Raw genomic sequence first — 21,381 nt, forward strand, 5'->3', positions numbered from 1 at the left:
GCTCCGCACTTCGTGCTCCCGCAATTCTGCGCGGCATTCACACTCCGGCCTGTCGGCCTTCGTGTTCATGTCGCGTCATCCCGTCAAATGCGCTACATGCCGCGAGCAAGCTCTCGCATGTGCGCGCTTGACGGGATTTTAACGCGCAAAAAGCACCCCGCCTGCGATACCGCAGACAGGATGCCTCTAAGCTATTTTATATAGAATTTAGTAGGATTAGCAAACTCAATCTATGTTTTACTGCTCGAATAACAGCTGCTCGTATGTTGGGAATGGCCAAGCTGTCTTTGGAAGTTCCTTCTCAAGTTCATCAGCAGGCTTTCTCACTGTGTCAAATGCTGCAAATACTGTGTTGTGGAAATACTTAGCCCAGGCCTCTGTATCTCCCTCGTAATCTGATGCCTTTGCAACCAGCTCCTCAAGGGCTACTGTAGCGCTCTTGAGCTCTGTGAGCTTCTCTGAGATGGTGTTCAAAAGTGATACCTGAACTGTAGGATCAATTCCAAGAGCCTTGATCTCAGCTGCACCCTTTGCAAGCTCTGCCTGATATTCCATAACTGCAGGAATGATCTCCTCATTAGACATCTCTATCATAGTGAGTGCCTCGATGTTGATCTTCTTTGCATAGTTCTCAAGCATTACATCAGCTCTCGCCTCAAGCTCTGCCTTATCCATAACTCCAAGGTTCTCGAAGATCTTAACGCTCTTATCTGCTGCAAGATAAGGAACAGCATCAACCATGCACTTGATATTTGGAAGACCACGCTTTGCTGCCTCCTCAACCCACTCATCTGAATAACCATTGCCATTGAAGATGATTCTCTGATGTGCTGTGAGTTCTCTTCTGATGAGTGCCTTGCATGCTGTCTCGAAATCGTCTGCACCCTCAAGCTCATCTGTCATCTTCTTGATCTGATCTGCAACTATTGTGTTAAGTACCATCATTGGGAATGCGATGGACTGTGTTGAACCAACCATTCTGAACTCGAACTTGTTACCTGTGAATGCAAATGGTGATGTTCTGTTTCTATCTGTGGCATCCATTGTAAATGTAGGAAGTGTTGATGCACCTGATACATATGTCTTGCCCTTTGGTGACTCTGTAGCCTCACCCTTCTCGATGATCTGCTCAACGATCGACTGGAGCTGCTCTCCAAGGAATGCTGAGATGATTGCTGGAGGTGCCTCGTTAGCTCCAAGTCTGTGATCGTTTCCTGCTGATGATGCTGAAAGTCTCAGGAGCTCAGCGTTGTTATCTACTGCTGCCAGAACTGCTGCCAGGAAGAACTGGAACTGAAGATTTGTCTCAGGATGCTTGCCTGGATCGATGAGGTTCTCGCCCTCGTCTGTTGAGATCGACCAGTTGTTGTGCTTACCTGAACCATTTACACCGGCAAATGGCTTCTCATGGAGTACGCACTCAAGGTCATGCTTTGCAGCGATCTTCTTCATGGTTGCCATAACCAGATGGTTCTGATCTGTGGCGATGTTGGTTGTTGAGAAGATTGGTGCAAGCTCATGCTGTGCAGGTGCAACCTCATTGTGCTGTGTCTTTGCAAGGATGCCGTATTTCCACAGCTCCTCGTTCAACTCTGTCATGTATGATGCGATCTTATCCTTGATCGCTGCGAAATACTGATCATCAAGCTCCTGTCCCTTTGGAGGCATTGCTCCGAAAAGTGTACGTCCGCAGAGCTTAAGATCTGTTCTCTTTGCAAATTTCTTCTTATCTATCAGGAAGTACTCCTGCTCAGGACCAACTGATGAAGTAACCTTCTTGGCTGTTGTGTTGCCGAACATTGCAAGAGCCTTAAGGGCTTCCTTGCTGATGGCATCCATTGAACGGAGAAGAGGTGTCTTGTAGTCAAGTGACTCTCCTGTATATGATGTGAATGCTGCCGGGATACAAAGGATACATGTTCCCTCATCTGTTGTCTTTACAAATGCAGGTGATGTACAATCCCATGCTGTATATCCTCTTGCTGCGCATGTCTCACGAAGACCGCCTGAAGGGAATGATGAAGCATCCGGCTCTGACTTGATGAGCTCCTTGCCTGTGAACTGGAGGATAACACCGCCATCACCGACTGTGCTTACAAATGAGTCGTGCTTCTCTGCTGTTGTCTCTGTAAGTGGCTGGAACCAATGTGTATAATGTGTTGCACCAAGCTCCATTGCCCATTCCTTCATGGCTGCTGCAACTGAATCTGCGATTGATGTATCGAGAGGCTCGCCCTTGTCAATAGTCGCCTTGAGTGACTTGTAAACTGCTTTTGGAAGTCTCTCTCTCATGACCTGATCTGAGAATACGTGTGAGCCAAATACGGCCGAAATTTTGTTCATCATAATTACTACTCCTTTTCTTGATTAAAAATGAATCCTTAACGTATCCTCAAAAAAAGAGAAAGGTGTCCTCCTTCTTGAGAACACCTTTGTCCATTTCGTATCATTTAATTGTTGAATATAAAATACTCTATATTCTTTCAAAAATCAACCCCTAATTTAAAAAAAATCTCATATATAAAAAATACTGTCGTCGTCCACGCAATAGCACGCCAGCTTTCCGCCCCTGTTTCTCTCTCCATTTCCGCAGTCGAGATCCGTATAGTATGATGTCACATAAGCGTTATATGAATGATCTTCATTGAGTCTGTTCGTCGTCACATGTCCGCAGAACACATACCTGTCAAATGCCTTCTTATCCGAAAACGGAACATTGTGGATATCCGGCGATATGAGAAACCTGTATTCATCTCTTCCCACGGCATTCGTAATAGACTCGGTAATGTTGATCGTCCTGTCAGCATTTCTGACATACGAGCCACAATGAATGCCCGGATGGGTGACAACACAAACTCCGTACTTTGGCGAATGTATCTCTGTGTAATGTGGCAGATGTGCAAGATACCCATGCAGCTTCATCTGTTCATCCACATTGAGCCTCCTGATATCTCTGACTGTTCCACCACCGCCGAATATGATCCACTGTCTCTCTGACATGCTTCCCTCTATGTACATCTGGGCAAACAGTTCATGGTTACCCTTTATGAGCTGCATCGAACCATCCACAAGATAGTCAGACATAAAATCAAGAAGAGGGATTCCCTCATCATTCCAATCGAATATGTCACCCATGACTATCATTTGATCCGTGGCTGGGTCAAAGCTTATCTTTTTCAACATTTTTTTAAATGATATGACATCCCCGTGAATGTCGGATATGAGATATAGCATTTATTCTTCCTTTGATAATCGTTCTATCAGTCCAGCCTCTTAACAAGCTCCTCATATATCTCCTCAGCGACCGCCAGTTTGTACGCAAGCCTGGTAGGCTGAGACGGAAGTTCAACATAATACGTCCGCACATCGCCATCTATGTCTATGGCAAAGTACACCTGTCCCGGAACTGATGCGTTCGGATTTGCCGGATCCACATTTCCCATGGTTCCAGTCACGCCGATCCCTATATTCGCATTATACGCCTTTCTACACGCCTGCGCCATTGAACCTGCAGTTTCCTTTGAATAGACTGTATACTTGTCTATGATCTCTGCGGGAACCCCCTGCATGATCTTCGCCTCATTGCAGTAGGTGATAAATGCACCTTTCAGCACTGCAGAGGAACCTTCCTTGTCGGTGATGAGGGATGCAATCTGCCCTGAGGTGGCAGATTCCATGGTGGTTATGGTTAGGTGTCGGGAGATAAGAAGTTGTGTGAGATGCCGGTAATTCATTCTGATCTTATTCTCTATATTGCATTCATTCTCCATAAAGCGTCTATTCTCCTTCTTTTTCTTTTCACCTTTAGAATAGTAACTTTCCTCAAATTCGTCAAACGAGATGATATACTATTCCTGAAGCATATCCAACCCCAATCCGGTATTGCATTTTGTTTTCCCAATATGGACATATGTATTAAAAAATTGCTTCTCCTTCAACTCTCTCGGACTGTTTTCAAATATAAGTGTAACAGATTCTTTTACTAGTTTTCTATAATACATTAAATTCCGAATCATCCCTTAGCAACAATCAATCATTATATCAAGGATCGCTAAAATATCTGATAATTCTTTTCTAAACTTTTTCCTATATAATTCGATATCGCTATTATCTTTAATTTCTCCAATTAATTCAAATGAATTTTTCTCGTTGTAGCAGGCAATCACGCCCATATTTCCAGAAAGTTGAACTCTTGTACGTTTTCCCATTTTCTTCAAGCCTGAAATAAACTGAGGGGTCAAAATAGAATACGCAAGGTCATCCCCCGATGCATTAACCTCAAACCGGTCATCAAATACGCGATCTCCCGTTTTCAAGTAGCTTGATATATTGTTTTTTTCATCTATGTATACGGCCTTTCTATTTTGCCTCATTTTCCCAGAATTACTCTTGCCCATTATCTGTACAAATCCATTCACGCTTTTACTCAACGCCATTGTCATAAACTGTCCTGAAAACTCTGTAATAGTAGTTTTCAGGTTGTTTTCATTTGCAGTATAATCCTGACTTTCTGTTTTCAATTCAAGATCACTGTATGTAAATTCTACATTTCTGTATATTCCATGAATATAATCTGAACCTGTTGCTCTATTATAAGTTGGAAGAATACTGCATTTTTTTAAAAAAGATTCATCCACATAACCACTTGGCGAATAATCAATAACCTGAATTCTCTCCTCGAGAACCCCGAGCACAATATTCTGTCCTATAAACACCCTGAGGTCTTTCATTTTTTTATTACACAGTATAGCAAGTAAGAAGCCAATAAATATGCATACTACAGGCACCACTCTAAAAACAGTATCAATAATTGGACCATATATATCAAATATTACCCCCACAAACGGAAGGAGTATTCCCACTAACGACAAATACATGGGGATTTGTATTATTTTGATATTTCTTTGTTTTGCTTTTATTATACTCTGCATTTCTTCATCATTTTTATAATTAACTATCTGCTTATTCATATATACTCCTTGTTCCGTAATAATCAATGATGCAACTGGTAAACTTTTTCATTGACATTTACACATTGAAGCAGGATTTTTCATTGTGGCTGCCATCTTCTATGAAAAACATTCTAAATCCCAATATCATAACCGGAACCACCTCGTTCATATGCAGCAAAAGAGTCACTGCCGGCTTGATAAATCCCAGTTCCGCCAATATAGCATATATGATCAGAAATGCTTCTATCATATATATTCCAAGCACAAACGTTCCACGTCTGGCAGATACCTTCATAAGCTTTGCTGCAGACAGAATGACAGCAATTGACAAAATCACAAGCAATATGAACCACAATATACACAAACCAATCCCAGCCTGATGTTCAATTATCGTAATATTATATCTGGCTCCAAAAATCTGGTCCGGCATACTTCCAGCCTGGTCCAGTTCATCCATGATCGACGAACCTGAAATCTTATTCTTACTGGTAAATACCTCATCACATCCAGCAAATATAAGTATTGCTCCAAAAAGCAGTGATAATAGACAAGTCACAATATTCAACCTGTGCTGAACAGCCATGTATACAATAAACATAACCGTTTCTGAACATACGATAGCAAATGTGAGATCATCTTTGGCCGTCACAAGTTTTACACTCACAACATTTGCAAGTTCGATAAGGAACCAAAACCAAACTTCACTCCAACTTTTCTTTACAAGGTCAACTCCCTTTACCATAACCACAAAAGCGAGTATCGTTATCACCACAGCATATATTTCGTCACTTCCCGAGCCGAATAATCCCCAATGTCCTCCATCATCGAGTCCACTGTCGGTATGTATTGAAAACGTCACACTTGCCCAGCAGATAACGACATACAGAAACGTAAGCACAAACAATACCGCCGCATCTCTAAATTTCTTTTTATCTGTAAAAAGCGATCCACAATAACGCACTGCGCCATATGTCTTATCACATATCTTCTCAAGTGGCAAAACAAAAAGTATCGCCCCTACAAGAATACATATAAGAATATTCCTTATCTGGCTGACTGCACCTCCGCCGCCTATGTATCCAGCAAAAATTGTATTCTCCATTCTTGTCATTATTCCCCACATGGCCGCATAACATATAGCTGATATTACAAATGCCGGTATTGCAGTTTTTAGAATTTTCTGATCGTATTTTTTCATCTTTCTCCGCCTCCATATATCAGTTTTTCTATTTGTAAATCATCCTTTTTTTAAAGGTTTAAAAAGGCTTAATAAGGTTAAATAAGGTCACCGTATACACTGCGACCTTATAAGTTCCTGCCTTATCTCCTCATTTGGCACAAATGCAGAATTACTCTTCCTCTGATAAGCCAGATATCCAAGATGGATCAGGCAAGTGAGAACATCATCCTTATTCGCAAAACTTACTATGTCATTCTGAAATAAAACCTTCAAATAATTCAGTATTATACCAATCTTTTCACAAGCTCCTCATAAATCTCCTCCGCCACAGCCAGCTTATATGCAAGTCTTGTCGGCTGAGGCGGAAGTTCAACATAATACGTCCGCACATCGCCATCTATATCTATGGCAAAATACACCTGTCCTGGAACCGATGCGTTCGGATTTGCCGGATCCACATTGCCCATGGTCCCAGTCACTCCGATCCCTATATTCGCATTATACGCCTTCCTGCACGCCTTCGCCATGGCACCTGCGGTTTTCTTTGAATAGACTGTGTACCTGTCTATAATCTCCGCCGGAACCCCCTGCATGATCTTCGCCTCATTGCAGTAGGTGACAAATGCCCCCTTAAGCACAGCAGATGAACCTTCCGTGTCTGTGATGAGGGATGCAATCTGCCCCGAGGTGGCAGATTCCATGGTAGTTATGGTAAGTCCTTTGGAAATAAGTAACCTGGTAAGTTTTCTATAGTTCTCTCTTATATTGTTTTCTCTATACTGTTTGTAATTATTCACTTTATTATCAATCATAGATTAACACCACCTTATTAGTTGAATATTAGCAGTCTATCTAACATATCAGTGACACTCATCCCCGCCACCAGTCTTTAGGCCTTTTATCCCGCCAAAATAAGCACTTTCTTGCCCTCAAATGCAAATCCGTAATGTACAATATGGTCTTTGTTTATCCCCTCATCCACAAGCTCTGTATCACATTCTTTCTCATTTATCTGAGTCAAAGCTGCAAGTGCTGTATCCTGAAGTGTACGTTCATCTTCCTAGTTTTCATCCTCATCACAGTTTACGTCCTCATCCACTGTGGCTTCTCTATCCTCATCACTTTCATCCTCTGTATCATCAAAATCACCAAGGTCATCAAGGTCCACACATTCATCAGCATATTTCGCCTCCATAATCTTGTGGATCTGCTCATACTCCTCATTTCTGATCTTCATAAGTCTACTATAAAGTTCACTATAGTTTACCGGTTCTCCCTTTTCCTTTTTCTCATCCACAAGCTTATCAGCTTTTTCTACAAAATCAAAAAAGTCGTGACGTTCCTCTTCACCCTCATCTTTATCGTCAGGAATCACCAGTGCTTTGTGTGCCATGTCTACTTTTATATCTGTCAGCCTTGTCATTTTCACTAGAACATTAAGCTGTTCCTGAAGGCTGAGTATCTGAATCTCCAATACTTTTCTATCATACCCGCTATCGATTATCTCCTGATCAGTATTTATGAACCTGCACTTCAGATCCGGCTGTGGCTTAATGGGAATGATCAATAGTCTGACAGCTATAAACACTGCTATCATACTACCCATGTCAAACAATGAATGACTGCTGAAACTGTTGTCCACAATTCCTGCCTTTGCACATATTCCAAATATCAGAAGTCCCAAAACACTTACATCTATCCATATCATCATCCACATTCTTTTATGTGAATAACGTTCAACTGTCTTCGAAGCACATGCCAGCAGAACGATAATAAATGCCAGCAATGCAATCATCCATATAACAACTGGCGAATTCAACGGTTCGCCCACAAACGAATAATCACCTGATACATTTCTGCGCAATCCGTTCTCGAATCTATCCATTACAGGAAGTACAACATATCCATAAGCTATCCCCAGCATCACATTAATGATTATATAAATCAGCCATTCTCCTATCGACTCGCTATTATATAATGCATATATCATAAGCACTTCCACAGCTGCACTGAACAGCACAATTAGAACCCATATGGCATATCCAGTCATCTGCCAGGCAGAAGATAATGAAGTTTCAAATAACATATCTGCTTTTTCACAAATCCGGTTTGCATATATGTATGTAATAACGGCAAGATAAATTACCGATAAGATAAACCATACAATACCACTCTCAAAGAATTGCCTGCATATATAACATACTGCAAGACTCAACGCAATCACGCAAAATATGTACAAGCCTGCCCGGCTAATCTTCGTATAAGGGATATAACAAAAAATGGCAATCAGCGAGGCAATCACAAGTATGGTAACTAAAAACACTCTTGATTGCCTAAGATTCGGATTTCTCTCTTTACAAATATAAAGATAAAATTTATACATGAGTTCCCACGGGATCAAAATAAATACCATGCCGATGACTAGCATCTGCCATTGATCCCTAATCCACCACGGCAGGAACTGCGCAAGTCCGGTTGCTTCAGCGTTAAAACTGAATACTCTCTTGAATATAATAAAGTCTTTTACCACAAATGCAACCAAAAGCAGTACTATGATAACTGCTGCTTTTATCTTGTAACTTCTGGATGTTATTGGTTGCTTCTCCTTGTAAGCTTTTTCATCAAACTGGCAAACTCTGTCATCAGCATCTAACATCTCTTCTGATATATCATTCGTTTTTTCAGTTGAAGTTCTGCTTGAAGTCTCATTTGAAATCTCTGTTGAATCTTCGTTGGTTTTTTCCACTTGCTCTCTCCTTTTCCTCGTTTTTTGTAGTTAGTTTTTGTCTTATTAAGACAAGAATTTCACTATCGCTGCACTATATGTCTCTCCTCTTTTGTATTGTGGCTTATAGAATCAAGCGCCACTTTTTAATATATTAAATTATACACAGAACTTAATTACTTAACAATGTAAGATTGAAATCTGCTGCTCTGGTGGCTTCTTCCCGACTTCAAGCTCGGAAATCTTCAAATGTAATGTAACTATAAGCATTAAACTCTGCAGATTAGTCAATTAAAAACGCATCGCTAAGATGGAGTGCTAAAATAAAAAAATACTAATAATACAAAGGAGAATAGCCATGAAGATGAACAAAATCAAAAAAACATTAGGTATTTTACTTATGACTTGTGTATTGCTGTTTGCATCCATAACTCAAAGCGAGGCAGCTACCGCAACTATGACACAAGCTGAAAGGAAAGTATATACCAAGTGGTTGCTCAACGGAATCACCAAAACTCAATACGGAACATATTACAAAAGCAAAACCCAAGGAATAATGTATAATCCAGAATTCTATGTTTATGACATCATGTATATGCCCCAGCGCCACATAGAATAATGTATAATCCAGAATTCTATGTTTATGACATCAATGGAGACGGACACAAGGATATCATTGTAACAGGTCGATTAGGTCTCAGAACTATGACTTATTCAGAGGTTTATATGCATGTGAACGGTAAGTATAAAGCTATTCCTGTAAGAGGAAGCCTGTACGGTGTGTCAAATGCAGGCATCTATACAATTGAGGATGATTACAGTTCCGCTGGGGCTGTACGTTATCACACTTTATCCACATACAAATTCAGTAAGCATGGAAAAATCTCACAAAACTATACTTTTAGCAAAACCACCATGTATTATGACATCGACAGAAATATCAGATATAAAAACGGAAAAGTAATCGAGAACAAATGCACATCCTCAACTGGGAAGAAAATAAGCTTAACAACATTCAGAAAAACTAGAACCCAGGTCAACAAGAAGAATGTGTCTAAAAAAATGCACCCGGTAAGCAAGAGTGGTATTCAAAAATACTTAAAATAAAGCTTTTCGGGAGCATCCCAAAGTTTGTGTAAACCTTCAAACTGATGTAAGATAAAATTACTCAGTTTGGAGGTTATTTTTATGGCAAGAAGAAAAGACAGCCCACAAAAAGCAGCAATGAGAGAAATGATGCGTGACTATCTGAAAAATAATAATATCAGCATCAAAGACGGCACCGATGTAAACAGTATCATGCGCGACATGATGTCTGTCCTTTTGGAAGGTGCCTTGGATGAAGAACTGGATGAGGGGTTAGGATATTCCAAGTATGACTACCGAAACAAAGAAACGGACAATAGTAGAAATGGACATTCCCGTAAAACTATGCATACCAGTTATAGAGATATGGATGTAGCCATTTCAAGGAATCGTAATGGTGATTATGAACCACAGCTGATTAAGAAGTATCAAAATACAGCAACTCAGGACATGGAAGAAAAAATACTTTCTATGTATGCCAAAGGAATGACAACCGGAGACATTGAATCCCACATGCGTGAATTATACGATATTGATATTTCTGACAGCACAATCAGCCGGATCACAGACAAAATCCTGCCGATTGTAAAAGAATGGCAGGAACGCCCTTTGGAAGAAGTGTATGCTGTAGTATTTATGAATGCAATCCACTATCACGTCCGCAGTGAAGGACGTATTGTAAAACGTGCGGTTTACATTGCCCTTGGTATCGATATGAATGGGAAAAAAGATGTTCTTGGAATGTATGTTGGAGAAAACGAAAGTGCGAAATTCTGGCTTTCTATCATGAATGGATAAAAAAACAGAGGCGTTGAGGATATCCTGATTGCATGCGTTGATGGTTTAAATGGATTTTCACAGGCAATCGAGGCTGTTTATCCAAAAACAGAGATTCAGCAGTGTATCATCCATCAGATCCGTAATTCAACGAAGTTTGTTTCATACAAAGACATCAAAAAACTGATGGCTGATCTGAAGCTTGTATATGCAGCTCCAACGGAAGAAACCGCTTTAAATGAACCGGAACTGTTCAAGGATAAATGGGATTCCAAGTACCCGAAAATCTATAAATCCTGGAATGATAACTGGGCAACCCTGTCCACTTATTTCAAATATCCGGAGGCAGTAAGACGGCTGATTTATACCACAAATGCCATTGAATGATTCAACCGCCAACTCCGGAAAGTGACCAAAAGCAAGACGGTTTTTCCGTCGGATGACAGCCTTTTGAAAATGCTGTATGTATCTGGCAACCATGGATATCACGAAAAAATGGACCGGACACAGGCAGGACTGGGGACAGATCCATTCCCAGCTTGAAATTTATTTTGAAGAACGTCTGGCAGGACGGAACCTGTAAAGCAGTCAATTTTAGGCAGGTTTTATTGACATGCCTAAAAACTACTGTATAATGCAGATATGGGCAGAATCCGGAAAATCGGCTCTGCCCATTTGTAACTATTCACAAATCTTATATCAGTTTTTAACGTTTACACAAAACTTGAAACGGTCTCTCGTAATCCAAGTTGTTTCGATCGTGCCATTACTGCTCTTAGAATACACAATTATTTTATTTGCCGCAATACCAAACCTGACCAGCATTCTTGCGTTCAGTATTATTCCACAGGAAATTTGATAACATCTGTCGTCAATATATCATCCATAGTATCAGTGTCTTCCATCTCAAGTTTAAACTCAACATTCTTAATTTCCCTTATTTTGCTTTCTTCCAAATCATCTTTGTAAATGGTAATCACGCCAATTCCCTTCCTACTATCAAATACAGTAAGCGTCACATATGCATTGAACATCAGACCATCTATTGACATATCCTCCAGATTTATATACACATTCTTGCCTGTATTGTTCTCCATGCAGAAATATAGATTAGTATTTCCATATTCATCAGTCTCATTTCCAAGTGCTGTTATTCGGATTCCATCTGCACTGTATATTTCCTGCTTATCCGTGTTTGCATCCACTTCTTCGCCAACCTGCGATGTCTCCAGCTTATAATATTCATCCTTGAAAATATCCTCGTAACTGTCCTTGTCTTTCTCCTCTGCCCAGAAATAGAATTCAACTGTTCCTATGTTTGTGATCCCTGCAATTTTTGTTGTATCATCAGAAAGCGTTACACATGAATTGCATTTCTTTCCAGCAGCCACATCGACTCCCCAGAACACCCAGTCCATATAGCCATTTATAACTATCTTTTCGCTTCCGATTGTCAGGTCCTTATCTGTATTATTCTCCACTGTAACCTCTATTTGATCCTCGTCGTATTCGTTTACAGAATAACCAGTGGCTGTAACCTTTACACCATCCTTGTCAAGCAGCACCTGTTCTTTTATAGATGTATAAGAAGCACTCGCTTCCTCTTCTACAGTTGTATCTTCTGTAGTAACCATTTCTGTCTCTTCTGTAGTTTTTCCATCATCTGAGTCTTCATCTGAATCCTGCAGATTCTTGTTGCCCAGTTCTGATTCAAGTATTGCTTTTTTACTTTCTATTACTGGTGAAGCACATCCTGTTATCATCAATGCACTCAGCCCCGTAAGCGCCATTGCCAACAAAATCTTCTTTCTCATATGTATTGTCCTCCTCATTCACAGATCTTTCATTGTTCTACCATAGTCTTCAAACCAGGATATACACATCCCCCAGACTCAGTTTCTTCCTTAATACCATTGTACTCTTCCTGTGTTATGAGATTATCATTATTTTTGTCCATAATGCTATTTGTAGTGTAGAAAAAAACACTCTCACCATTTTCTAACAAGTCTGTATAAAGATAATACTCTGTTTGCATTTCGTTTCCTTTAAACACCTTATAGGATACTATAAAATTAGCCGCTCCTCCTGATCCTTCTGTACAAAAATGGTTTCCACAGTAAGTTGTATTGCTTCTTTCCCAACTTGCCGCAACAAGCTTTGGAACGTCTCCATCCATTGTGTATATGTCGTATATCAATGGTGATGTCATATCTGCAATAATAAGTTCTTTTACCCCATCACCATCAATGTCATCAATTACATATCCCACATTGTCCAGTTCTTCCAATACTAACATTACATTATATCTAGCATACACATCATCCGCCGTCTCATATGGGAATTCAATATTGGTCAAATCCCCATACTCTAATTTCTGATGATTGAGTTCGATATATCTGCTTATTATCTCTTCATATTGTGTTAAATAAACAGCATCATCAATATTCTCTTCACTCGGAATATCATCCGCTACATCGGTCTCTGTTTTCTGTTCGGTCACAATTGATTTCTCTGTATTTTTCTCTTCTGATATCATTTCTTCCGCGATGCTCACCTCTCTTGTCGTTGTCTGAGATTGAATCACGTCCAACTTATCCTGTATACTTTGGCAACCTGAACCAACATATGTAATTCCTGTCAAAGCCAGCAACACCCCCACTATCTGTACACTTTTGTTTCGCATCATGCATTCCACCTCATCTACACTGTCGTCTTCTGCCACTGCCAATATGGTATTATTGTACTTTTCTGATTTTACCAACTTATCTCCGCTAGCCTGGTTTTATATATTATTTCTGTTCATTGAACCATAGCTTTGCTTACAAAAAGTAGTAGAGCATAATCAATCTACGGCTCTTAGAATACAAAATTCATTTATTTGCTGCAATACCAAGCATATGGACATCATTATATATGAAATCACCAAGTAATATATGCATCCCGTCAATTATACCTATAAATCCTCTTGGAACTACTACCAACTGCCTTATACGTCTTACGTCCAACTTTTTTGTATACAACAACCTTATACGAGTAATTTGACCATAGTCTATTAGCCTTGCTGTCACTATAATATGTAATACGATTGGATTTTATTGTCTTTACAAGCTTATATCCACCACCATTTATACTTCTATATACTAAATATCCTGTTGCATTTGCCGAGCTTGATTTCTTCCACGTGATTCTTATACCCGCACGCTTATTCTTTATAGATGTAATCTTTGTTTTCGCTGGAACAATTGTGAAATTTTTCTTTATTGTCCCCTTATATGCACCTTTAAACACAATTTTATATGTATATGTGCCAATACTCTTTCTTCCCAACGGAATATATATTGTGTAATCTCTTCCTTTTACAAGGCGATTCCCACTATTATCCTTAACGATCACCGATGGATTTCTTACTTTTCCATTATACATACACTTTTCTGTGGATAAACGTACATTCTTTGAAGTCATTGCTATACCACTGGAAATCGTAAACATATACGATCCAGACCAATCGGCTGCAGGCACCATAGGTGGAACGATAACTATATAGTGTACTCCCGCCGAAAGCATATATCTATATATTTTTTTGTTATCTTCTCTGCTTTGCCATTCATATGCCTCTCTGTCGCCTTCTTCATCATAGATACTAAGTCCACAAGTATCCGCATCTATAACTTTGAATATAATTTCAACTTCTGTCGACTTTTGCAAATAAAATTTGTATATATCTTTTTTGTCATTTAAAGCCAACATACCAGTTATTGTTGATGGTATTTTTACAAGGGTAGCTTCCTCAAAACTATTATTTGGTTCTCCCTCGCTTGTTCCCACACTTTTATACGAAGTTTCTATCTTATAATTTGCAGTTTCCCCATCATAAATATTTTTTCTTCCATAGACCACTATATAATATGTCCCTTTTGATAAATCCCAATGAAAATTTGTTTTTCCGAATTCCAAATCATAATTATATTCCATATTTTCAGATGCAATACAATCCCCATCATCGTCATATAGTCTGATTGTATATGGCATCTGATATGCTGTAAACTTAATTGAAACTCTTCCTGCATTTGTTATACTAAATTCATATTCATAACTTGACTGACTCGATGTCAAAATTCCATCTACACTTTTTCCAAGAGTAAGATATTCATCAGATAAAGCCAACTCTGCTCTACCTTCCGCTATATCTATATTATCAGACGCTATAACAGTAACTGCACCTCCCCCTATAAACACAACTAATATGCAAAGTACAACAACAATATTCTCTGTTATCCGCTTTAATTTCTCTATTATCATAAACTTAATCCTCCCTCATTTCTTATATTTAATATTCTAAATAATTATGGTCTCCGTATGCCAAAGCTGGCGATATAAAACAAATTAAATCTGTCTTGTTATATTTTACCATATTATCCCATGCATCTTTACTATCATGTCCATATTGTCTCTTTTTATGTCTATTTTTGTGTTTTACTATTTTTATCATCTTACAATTAGTTTAATTCCGCCGCAGCTTTTGTAATTCTATCTGTGAGATAATCATTGGCAGATTTCAGATCTGGGACAATACATTTATGTGAATTCCACTCATTTTGGTAATTATCAAAAGTATCCTCTGTGATTTGTCCAAGATCATTTTCATCATTTTTATAACTCATGTACCCATACATGATTGAATCATCCGGCCTCCCCGCATTGCCTTCCATTAAAACTTCTAATAACTCTGCTCTCTCTATGTCTCCATCCAGCGAATACATAATTATCTCCTGATTAGCTGCCCCATTTGAACCAGTTCTTAATATAAAATCTCCGCAATAATCAATCCTACAGCGTTCCCAACTGTCAAGCACCATTTTCGGAGTGTCACCTTCCAAGGTAAACACTTCATATATCATCGATGAGTTTATATCTGCCAGCAGAAGCTCATATATACCATCACCATCTATATCTGAAATTTTATAGCCAACATCTGAAAAACCTTTATCCATTATATATATACTGTACCGCCCATCGGTGTCTTCCCCATAAGGATATTTATCCATTGAAAAGTCTCCCAAGGTTCCATCATCCTCTCTGCATACATCCCTCTTACACGCATGCTCATAGATCAGATCACAGTATATTTCCTCGGCTTCCTCATAAGAGAGCGTCTGTCCACGCTTCTCATTAACTTCTTTTTCAGTTGCTGCTACTTCAGCTTCATCTATCTCTGTTTTCGTGATTTCACTTGCATTTTTATCTTCTTGCGTATAAGCTTCCATCGTCGGCTTATCAGATATACTGCTCTGCTTCTCCGATTCTGTATACTGAGCATCTTTATCCTCATACAAACCGGGTTCTGTACTGTTCGATTCACTTGTTGTAATTTGAGATTGTATAATATCAAATTTATCATGTATGCTCTGACAGCCTGATGCAACACACGCCGTACCTGTCAAAGATAGAATCAAACCCATTATGTGCCAATACCTATTTCTTCTCATACTTATCTACCATCCTTATCGTTGCCTCTGCCAGCTTCACCATCACATATCTGTTCGGATGAGTTCATTAATTATACGCTTTATCGTATAATCCTCCATAATTCTATTTTATAATTTTTGCTTTCTTTGAAACACCTCTTAATGTCAATATTTTTTTGTACTCCTTCAATTTCCTGACAGGTACTCTGATCACGATTTTACTATTTACGCCTTTTAATGCTCCTGCACGGACTGAATTTATCGTTAGCTTTGTTGTTGTTATTGTTAATCTTTTTAATTCACTACAACCAGCTAATGCTCTTTCGTTTATTACACACACGTTATTTCCAATTTTCACACTACTCAACATTCGACATCCATAAAATGCTCTTTTACCTATTGATTTCACATTAGAACCAATAGAAACGCTTTTTATATTTACATATTCTCTAAATGCATTATCTCCTATTGAAACAACTGAAAATCTAACACCACCTATTACTACATTGTTTGGTATAATTAGCTTAACTATCTTTTTTGAGTTTTTTCTCGATGCAGCCCCTGTCAGAGATACCATACCGCATCCATCTAATCTGGAATCTGTAACTCTATATTTTAAATTTCCTACATTATATACTTTTCCGGTTTGTATTCGTATTTTAACTCTCTTTGTAATGCTTCCAGAATAGTTCCCTTTTCCAGATATTATTACCTTTGCGATTCCAATATTTTTGTTATTATGATATCCAATAGTATAATCCTTTCCGACCTTCATAATTGTATTTCCACATTTCACTACAATTTCAGGATATACGCATGTTTTTCCTGTATATATATCAGAATCAGGAACTCCGCAAACCGAAATTTGATTATTTTTTAACGAAATATCTCTAGATTTTATCAAAAAATTTTTTTTAATAGTACCACTGTAATCACCCTTACCAGTAATAACTATAGAAGCATTTCCAACATTTATATTGTTATTATACGTCAATATGTAATCCGTTTTTTCATTTAAAACAGTTCCCTCAACTTTCACTTGTACATTTTGGAATGTTATTCTTCCACCTTCATAAATAACACTTTTTGGTATACCTATAATATCTACATCATATATTTTACCTATATCTACAATTGGTTTTATTATATAAAAATATCTATCTATTGTACCTGTGTAATTTTCTATACCAGATATAATTATTTTTGCTTTTCCAGGATTTTTATTATTTTCATATGTTAAAGTATAGTCTCTTCCCTCCTGAAGTTGAATCCCATTTAGAAAAATCGTAATACTCCTTTGTTTTTGAAAAGCCCCATCATACGTTTTATCTTCTATTCCTTGGATTATAGCATCTGATATATCAGTTTTAACCACTTCTAATACTTCATATTGTATTGAACAGTCTATTGCATATTTATATGCATTTGACCACCTGTAACATCTTATTATCAAATCATCACTATGTTCATCAAACACCATTGCGCCCATTCTTTCTACACTTGCAGGAATGTATATACTCTTTAAATTTCCGCAGAATGAAAAAACATAACTTCCGATTTCTTTGAGTCCATCTGGTAATTCAATACTTGTTATTCCCTCGCAACTGCCAAAAGCGCGTTCCCCAATTTTCTGTAAATTTTCTGACAATGATATATTATGTAAATTTATACAGCCATAGAAAGCTGATTCTCCTATGCTTGCCACACTTGACGGAACATTGATTTCATACAAGCCGGTAACATTTCTAAAAGCACACTGCCCAATTCTTTTTAGCCCATATTCAAGCCTTGTATTCATACACCCTACAATCAATTCGTCATTACTTGTATTTATTACTGCATTGCAATTATTCCTACTATCGAAAACTTTATTATTGACTGCAACCTGTATTTTTTTTATATTGGAACAACCAGAAAAGGCTTCCGTTGCAATGGTGTTAACATTTTCAGGTATATATATGTTTTCCAGACTTTCACAGTTATAAAATGCTGTAAATCCAATTTTCTCAAGACTGTCAGGAAATGAAACTTGTTTCAAATTACTACAGCATGAAAAAGCACTAGAACCTATACCTGTAACCCCTTCAGGTATAACTACGTCAACTATAGTATCTTTAAACTGAAATGCTTCTTCACTTATACTCACAACATTCATTCCATTTATCTTTTGAGGTATTTCCACTTCACTATCTTTTCCATTATATTTTATAATAGAAATTGTTTTATCACTCGGATTTTGGCTATATTCATAATCTCCATATACTAGATTCCCTGCTTTCACTCTCATCTGAGTTCCATCTAATACAGCCCCCAATATTAGAAGTACCCATATTACATTGATAATTTTCTTCACAATCATTCACCTCTATATATCATCGCAATTTATACAGTTCTCAAACCATTATCTACTTGTTATCTTTGCTTTTTTTGATATCCCCCTTAGTACCATTAAACTCTTATACGATTTTAAGCATCTTGCTGGCACCTTTATTAAAGCCTTGGAGTATATACCTTTAAATGCGCATTTTCTAACAGACGTTTTTGTTAGATATGTCGAATATATGTCCATTTTTCTCAAATTTGAACATTTCGAAAAGCAGTTGTCACCTATTCTCCTTGTATTTTTACCAATCGCCACATTTGAAAGTGATTTACATCCATAAAAAGCATTTTTTCCTATCGACTTTACGTTTGATCCTACTATTAACTTTTTCAGATAAATATATCCTTTGAATGCATTATCCCCTATTGCGACCACATTCATTTTAGCATCACCAATATTCACATATTTTTTTACATTTAATACTGTGAATTTCTTATTAATTTTTTTATCCACACTTCCGATCAATGCTACATTTCCTTTTCCATCAGAACCAAAACTCATAACTTTGTACTTCAGTCCACCCGATACATACACCTTTCCAACAGGGATTTTTATAATAAATGTTTTTGTTATACTTCCCGTATAATTTCCCTTCCCTAACACTACAACTTTGGCAATTCCCACATTTCTATTATTATAATATCTTACATCATAGTCTTTCCCCAAAGATAACATCGCATTGTTATATCTAACAACAATTTTAGAATATGTATGCGCTTTGCCTGTATATACCTCAGTTTTTGGAATTCCAGCTACAGTTACTGAAGATGATTTTTCTGAGATTTCTCGCTGTTTGATGCTTACTTTTCTCGTAATACTTCCTGTATAATCACCTATTCCGGTGATAATAATATTCATGTTTCCAACATTTATATTTCCAGTATAAGTAACAATATAATCTTTTTTCTCCTCCAAAACAGTGTCAGATATTGTAACCTTCAAATTAGGGAATGTTATTTGTGATCCACTGTATGTTACACTGCTCGGAATATTTGAAATGCTGATATTTGAATTTGTCCCGATATTTACAATCTGCTTTATAATTAAAAATGTTTTCTCTATAGAACCACAATACTTTTCAATTCCAGATATTATTACTTTTGCTTCTCCTGGATATATATTATTTTCATAAGATAATATATAATCCGTTCCCTCCAGAAGCTGAACATCATTCAATTTAACACTTATACTATCCTGTTTTTGTGAAATTCCATCATAATTCTTATTTTTTATACCCGAAATCTCTGCCTGTGATATATCAAGTAGTGGAGCCTCTATAATTGTGTATTTAATTGAATTATTAACGGCATATTTGTATGCAACCGAACCATCATAACATTTAATTTCAAACATATTATTGTGCTGACTGAATACATCAGGTTCTATTATAATGGCACTATTCGGAATTAATATACTTGATAAGTTCTTGCATTCTGCAAATGCTTTTTCTCCTATATATTTAATTCCATCCGGAAGTTGAACATCCATCAGACTTATACAACCATTGAACATCCCTTCTGATATTTCTGAGCATCCCTCTAATATTTCTATTTTTTTTAAATCTACACAATTACTAAAAATATCACTCTGAAGAATTTCTATCCCCGATGGTATTACTACACTAGTCAACGCTGAATAAGCAAATGCTGACATTCCTAATTTTTTTACATGCTCTGGAATTGTAATGTTTTTTAAATTTGTGCATGCGGCAAACGCACAACTATCAATTGTTTCAATATTATTCGGAAGTTTAACAAAGCTCAAAGAGGAACACCCCTCAAAGGCTCCATCTCCTATATATTTAACACTTTGTGGTATATAGATGTTTTTTAACCCCGTACATTCTCTAAATGTTCTTGTTCCTATAGAAATAAGCCCAGATGGCAATTCTATATACTCTAAGCTTGTACACAAAAAAAATAATTCTTTAGGTAATTCTTTTATATTCTTTGATAATTCTACACTAGTTAATGCTTCACAATGAGAAAAAACACCAGCCCCCATTTCTACTACGTTTTCCGGAATAACAACTTTTTTCAGATCTGGGCAATTGTAAAAAGCTTCGCTGTCTATTTTCACGATATTTGATGGAATTTCTACGCTGCTTAAATTATTGCAATGATCAAATGCGCATACCCCTATACACGTTACACTTTTAGGTATTACCGTATTTATACAGCCACGCAGGATAGAATTGCTACTCGTTTCAATTAACGCATTACACTCTTCCCTGCTATCAAAATAAGTATTTGCTTCATCCACCACAATAGAATTTATATTACCACATCCACAGAATGCATAAGAGCCTATTTCCTTAACACCAGAAGATATATATATTTCATTTAAACTTTCACAATGATAAAATGCTTCGCTTCTTATCTCCTCTACTCCCGATGGGATATATATTTTTTTCAAATAAACACATTGTTCGAATGCATTATCCTCTATAATTTTCAAGCTGTCTGGTAATTGTATGTCTTCCATACTGCAACTGCGAAATGCACTAGAAGATATTTTTTCAACAGTATCTGGTACACTCACTTTTGTAATTAATTTACCAAAAAAAGCTCCCTCACCGATTATTGTCACTTTATAATTATCAATATATGCTGGAATTTCTACAATTTCATTTTCAGCCATATATTGCGTTATCGTTGCTGTATTACCGTCTGGATTTATCTCATATTTATAATCACCACTTTCATATTCATCAGCCATAGCACATACTGACATTGAAAAAAATACAATAATAGTAGTAATAATAGCACCTAATACATCTCGTAAAATTCTCATAATAAATCCCCTTTTTAATA

At 37.4% G+C, this 21,381-nt stretch carries 16 protein-coding genes and 2 pseudogenes; 3 read left to right on the plus strand and 15 right to left on the minus strand.

Annotated features, from left to right (window positions below; genetic code table 11):
* Positions 1–237: 237 nt before the first annotated feature.
* The 9 genes and pseudogenes from DWW60_RS08065 to DWW60_RS08100 all read right to left on the minus strand — a co-directional run bounded on the left by DWW60_RS08065 (position 238) and on the right by DWW60_RS08100 (position 8,878).
* Positions 238–2,346 carry a glutamine synthetase III family protein gene (locus DWW60_RS08065; RefSeq protein ID WP_015535089.1) on the minus strand — a complete coding sequence of 703 codons (2,109 nt, stop codon included), beginning with the start codon at positions 2,344–2,346 and terminating at the stop codon, positions 238–240.
* A 168-nt stretch (positions 2,347–2,514) separates the two neighbouring features.
* Positions 2,515–3,234: a metallophosphoesterase gene (locus tag DWW60_RS08070; RefSeq protein WP_117874947.1), complete on the minus strand. Its 720-nt coding sequence runs from the start codon at positions 3,232–3,234 to the stop codon at positions 2,515–2,517.
* Between the two features lie 26 nt (positions 3,235–3,260).
* Entirely contained in the window at positions 3,261–3,770 is a 510-nt protein-coding gene (locus DWW60_RS08075; protein ID WP_117874949.1) for a CinA family protein, read from the minus strand.
* A gap of 249 nt (positions 3,771–4,019) precedes the next feature.
* A complete protein-coding gene (locus tag DWW60_RS08080) occupies positions 4,020–4,970 on the minus strand; it encodes a DUF3137 domain-containing protein (protein ID WP_055146829.1) in 951 nt (316 codons plus the stop codon).
* 58 nt (positions 4,971–5,028) lie between these two features.
* Entirely contained in the window at positions 5,029–6,150 is a 1,122-nt protein-coding gene (locus tag DWW60_RS08085; RefSeq protein WP_055146832.1) for a hypothetical protein, read from the minus strand.
* Between the two features lie 108 nt (positions 6,151–6,258).
* Positions 6,259–6,393, minus strand: a pseudogene (locus DWW60_RS14040) (AAA family ATPase); the annotation flags it as partial.
* Positions 6,394–6,416: 23 nt separating this feature from the next.
* Positions 6,417–6,944 carry a CinA family protein gene (locus DWW60_RS08095; protein WP_199414452.1) on the minus strand — a complete coding sequence of 176 codons (528 nt, stop codon included), beginning with the start codon at positions 6,942–6,944 and terminating at the stop codon, positions 6,417–6,419.
* An 86-nt stretch (positions 6,945–7,030) separates the two neighbouring features.
* The gene (locus DWW60_RS13795; protein WP_255415663.1) at positions 7,031–7,153 is read right to left on the minus strand and encodes a hypothetical protein; all 123 of its coding nucleotides are present in this window, start codon (positions 7,151–7,153) and stop codon (positions 7,031–7,033) included.
* 39 nt (positions 7,154–7,192) lie between these two features.
* Positions 7,193–8,878, minus strand: coding sequence for a hypothetical protein (locus tag DWW60_RS08100; protein ID WP_117874951.1), 1,686 nt, complete (start codon positions 8,876–8,878; stop codon positions 7,193–7,195).
* 337 nt (positions 8,879–9,215) lie between these two features.
* Here DWW60_RS08100 and DWW60_RS08105 point away from each other — a divergent pair, with 337 nt between their 5' ends.
* The 3 genes and pseudogenes from DWW60_RS08105 (at position 9,216) to DWW60_RS08115 (ending at position 11,303) form a co-directional block, all read left to right on the plus strand.
* Entirely contained in the window at positions 9,216–9,476 is a 261-nt protein-coding gene (locus DWW60_RS08105) for a hypothetical protein (RefSeq protein WP_117874953.1), read from the plus strand.
* Positions 9,477–9,589: 113 nt separating this feature from the next.
* A complete protein-coding gene (locus DWW60_RS08110) occupies positions 9,590–9,964 on the plus strand; it encodes a hypothetical protein (protein ID WP_147341852.1) in 375 nt (124 codons plus the stop codon).
* Between the two features lie 117 nt (positions 9,965–10,081).
* Positions 10,082–11,303 (plus strand): annotated as a pseudogene (locus tag DWW60_RS08115) (IS256 family transposase).
* A gap of 256 nt (positions 11,304–11,559) precedes the next feature.
* On the opposite strand, the gene DWW60_RS08120 reads toward DWW60_RS08115, so the two are convergent.
* From DWW60_RS08120 to DWW60_RS08145, 6 genes are all read right to left on the minus strand, one after another.
* Positions 11,560–12,534: a hypothetical protein gene (locus DWW60_RS08120; RefSeq protein WP_117874957.1), complete on the minus strand. Its 975-nt coding sequence runs from the start codon at positions 12,532–12,534 to the stop codon at positions 11,560–11,562.
* A 29-nt stretch (positions 12,535–12,563) separates the two neighbouring features.
* On the minus strand, positions 12,564–13,481 hold the full coding sequence (locus DWW60_RS08125) for a hypothetical protein (RefSeq protein WP_055146841.1): 918 nt from the start codon (positions 13,479–13,481) through the stop codon (positions 12,564–12,566).
* A gap of 182 nt (positions 13,482–13,663) precedes the next feature.
* The gene (locus DWW60_RS08130) at positions 13,664–15,019 is read right to left on the minus strand and encodes a hypothetical protein (RefSeq protein ID WP_055146842.1); all 1,356 of its coding nucleotides are present in this window, start codon (positions 15,017–15,019) and stop codon (positions 13,664–13,666) included.
* A 197-nt stretch (positions 15,020–15,216) separates the two neighbouring features.
* Complete coding sequence (locus DWW60_RS08135) at positions 15,217–16,206, minus strand: hypothetical protein (RefSeq protein WP_055146845.1); 990 nt, start codon at positions 16,204–16,206, stop codon at positions 15,217–15,219.
* A 103-nt stretch (positions 16,207–16,309) separates the two neighbouring features.
* Positions 16,310–18,538, minus strand: a complete 2,229-nt coding sequence (locus tag DWW60_RS08140; protein WP_158565889.1) for a leucine-rich repeat domain-containing protein — start codon at positions 18,536–18,538, stop codon at positions 16,310–16,312.
* 48 nt (positions 18,539–18,586) lie between these two features.
* Positions 18,587–21,361: a leucine-rich repeat domain-containing protein gene (locus tag DWW60_RS08145; RefSeq protein ID WP_055146851.1), complete on the minus strand. Its 2,775-nt coding sequence runs from the start codon at positions 21,359–21,361 to the stop codon at positions 18,587–18,589.
* Positions 21,362–21,381 lie beyond the last annotated feature (20 nt).

Origin of the sequence: Coprococcus sp. AF16-22 (assembly GCF_003461545.1) — a bacterium.
Taxonomy (GTDB): domain Bacteria; phylum Bacillota; class Clostridia; order Lachnospirales; family Lachnospiraceae; genus Coprococcus; species Coprococcus aceti.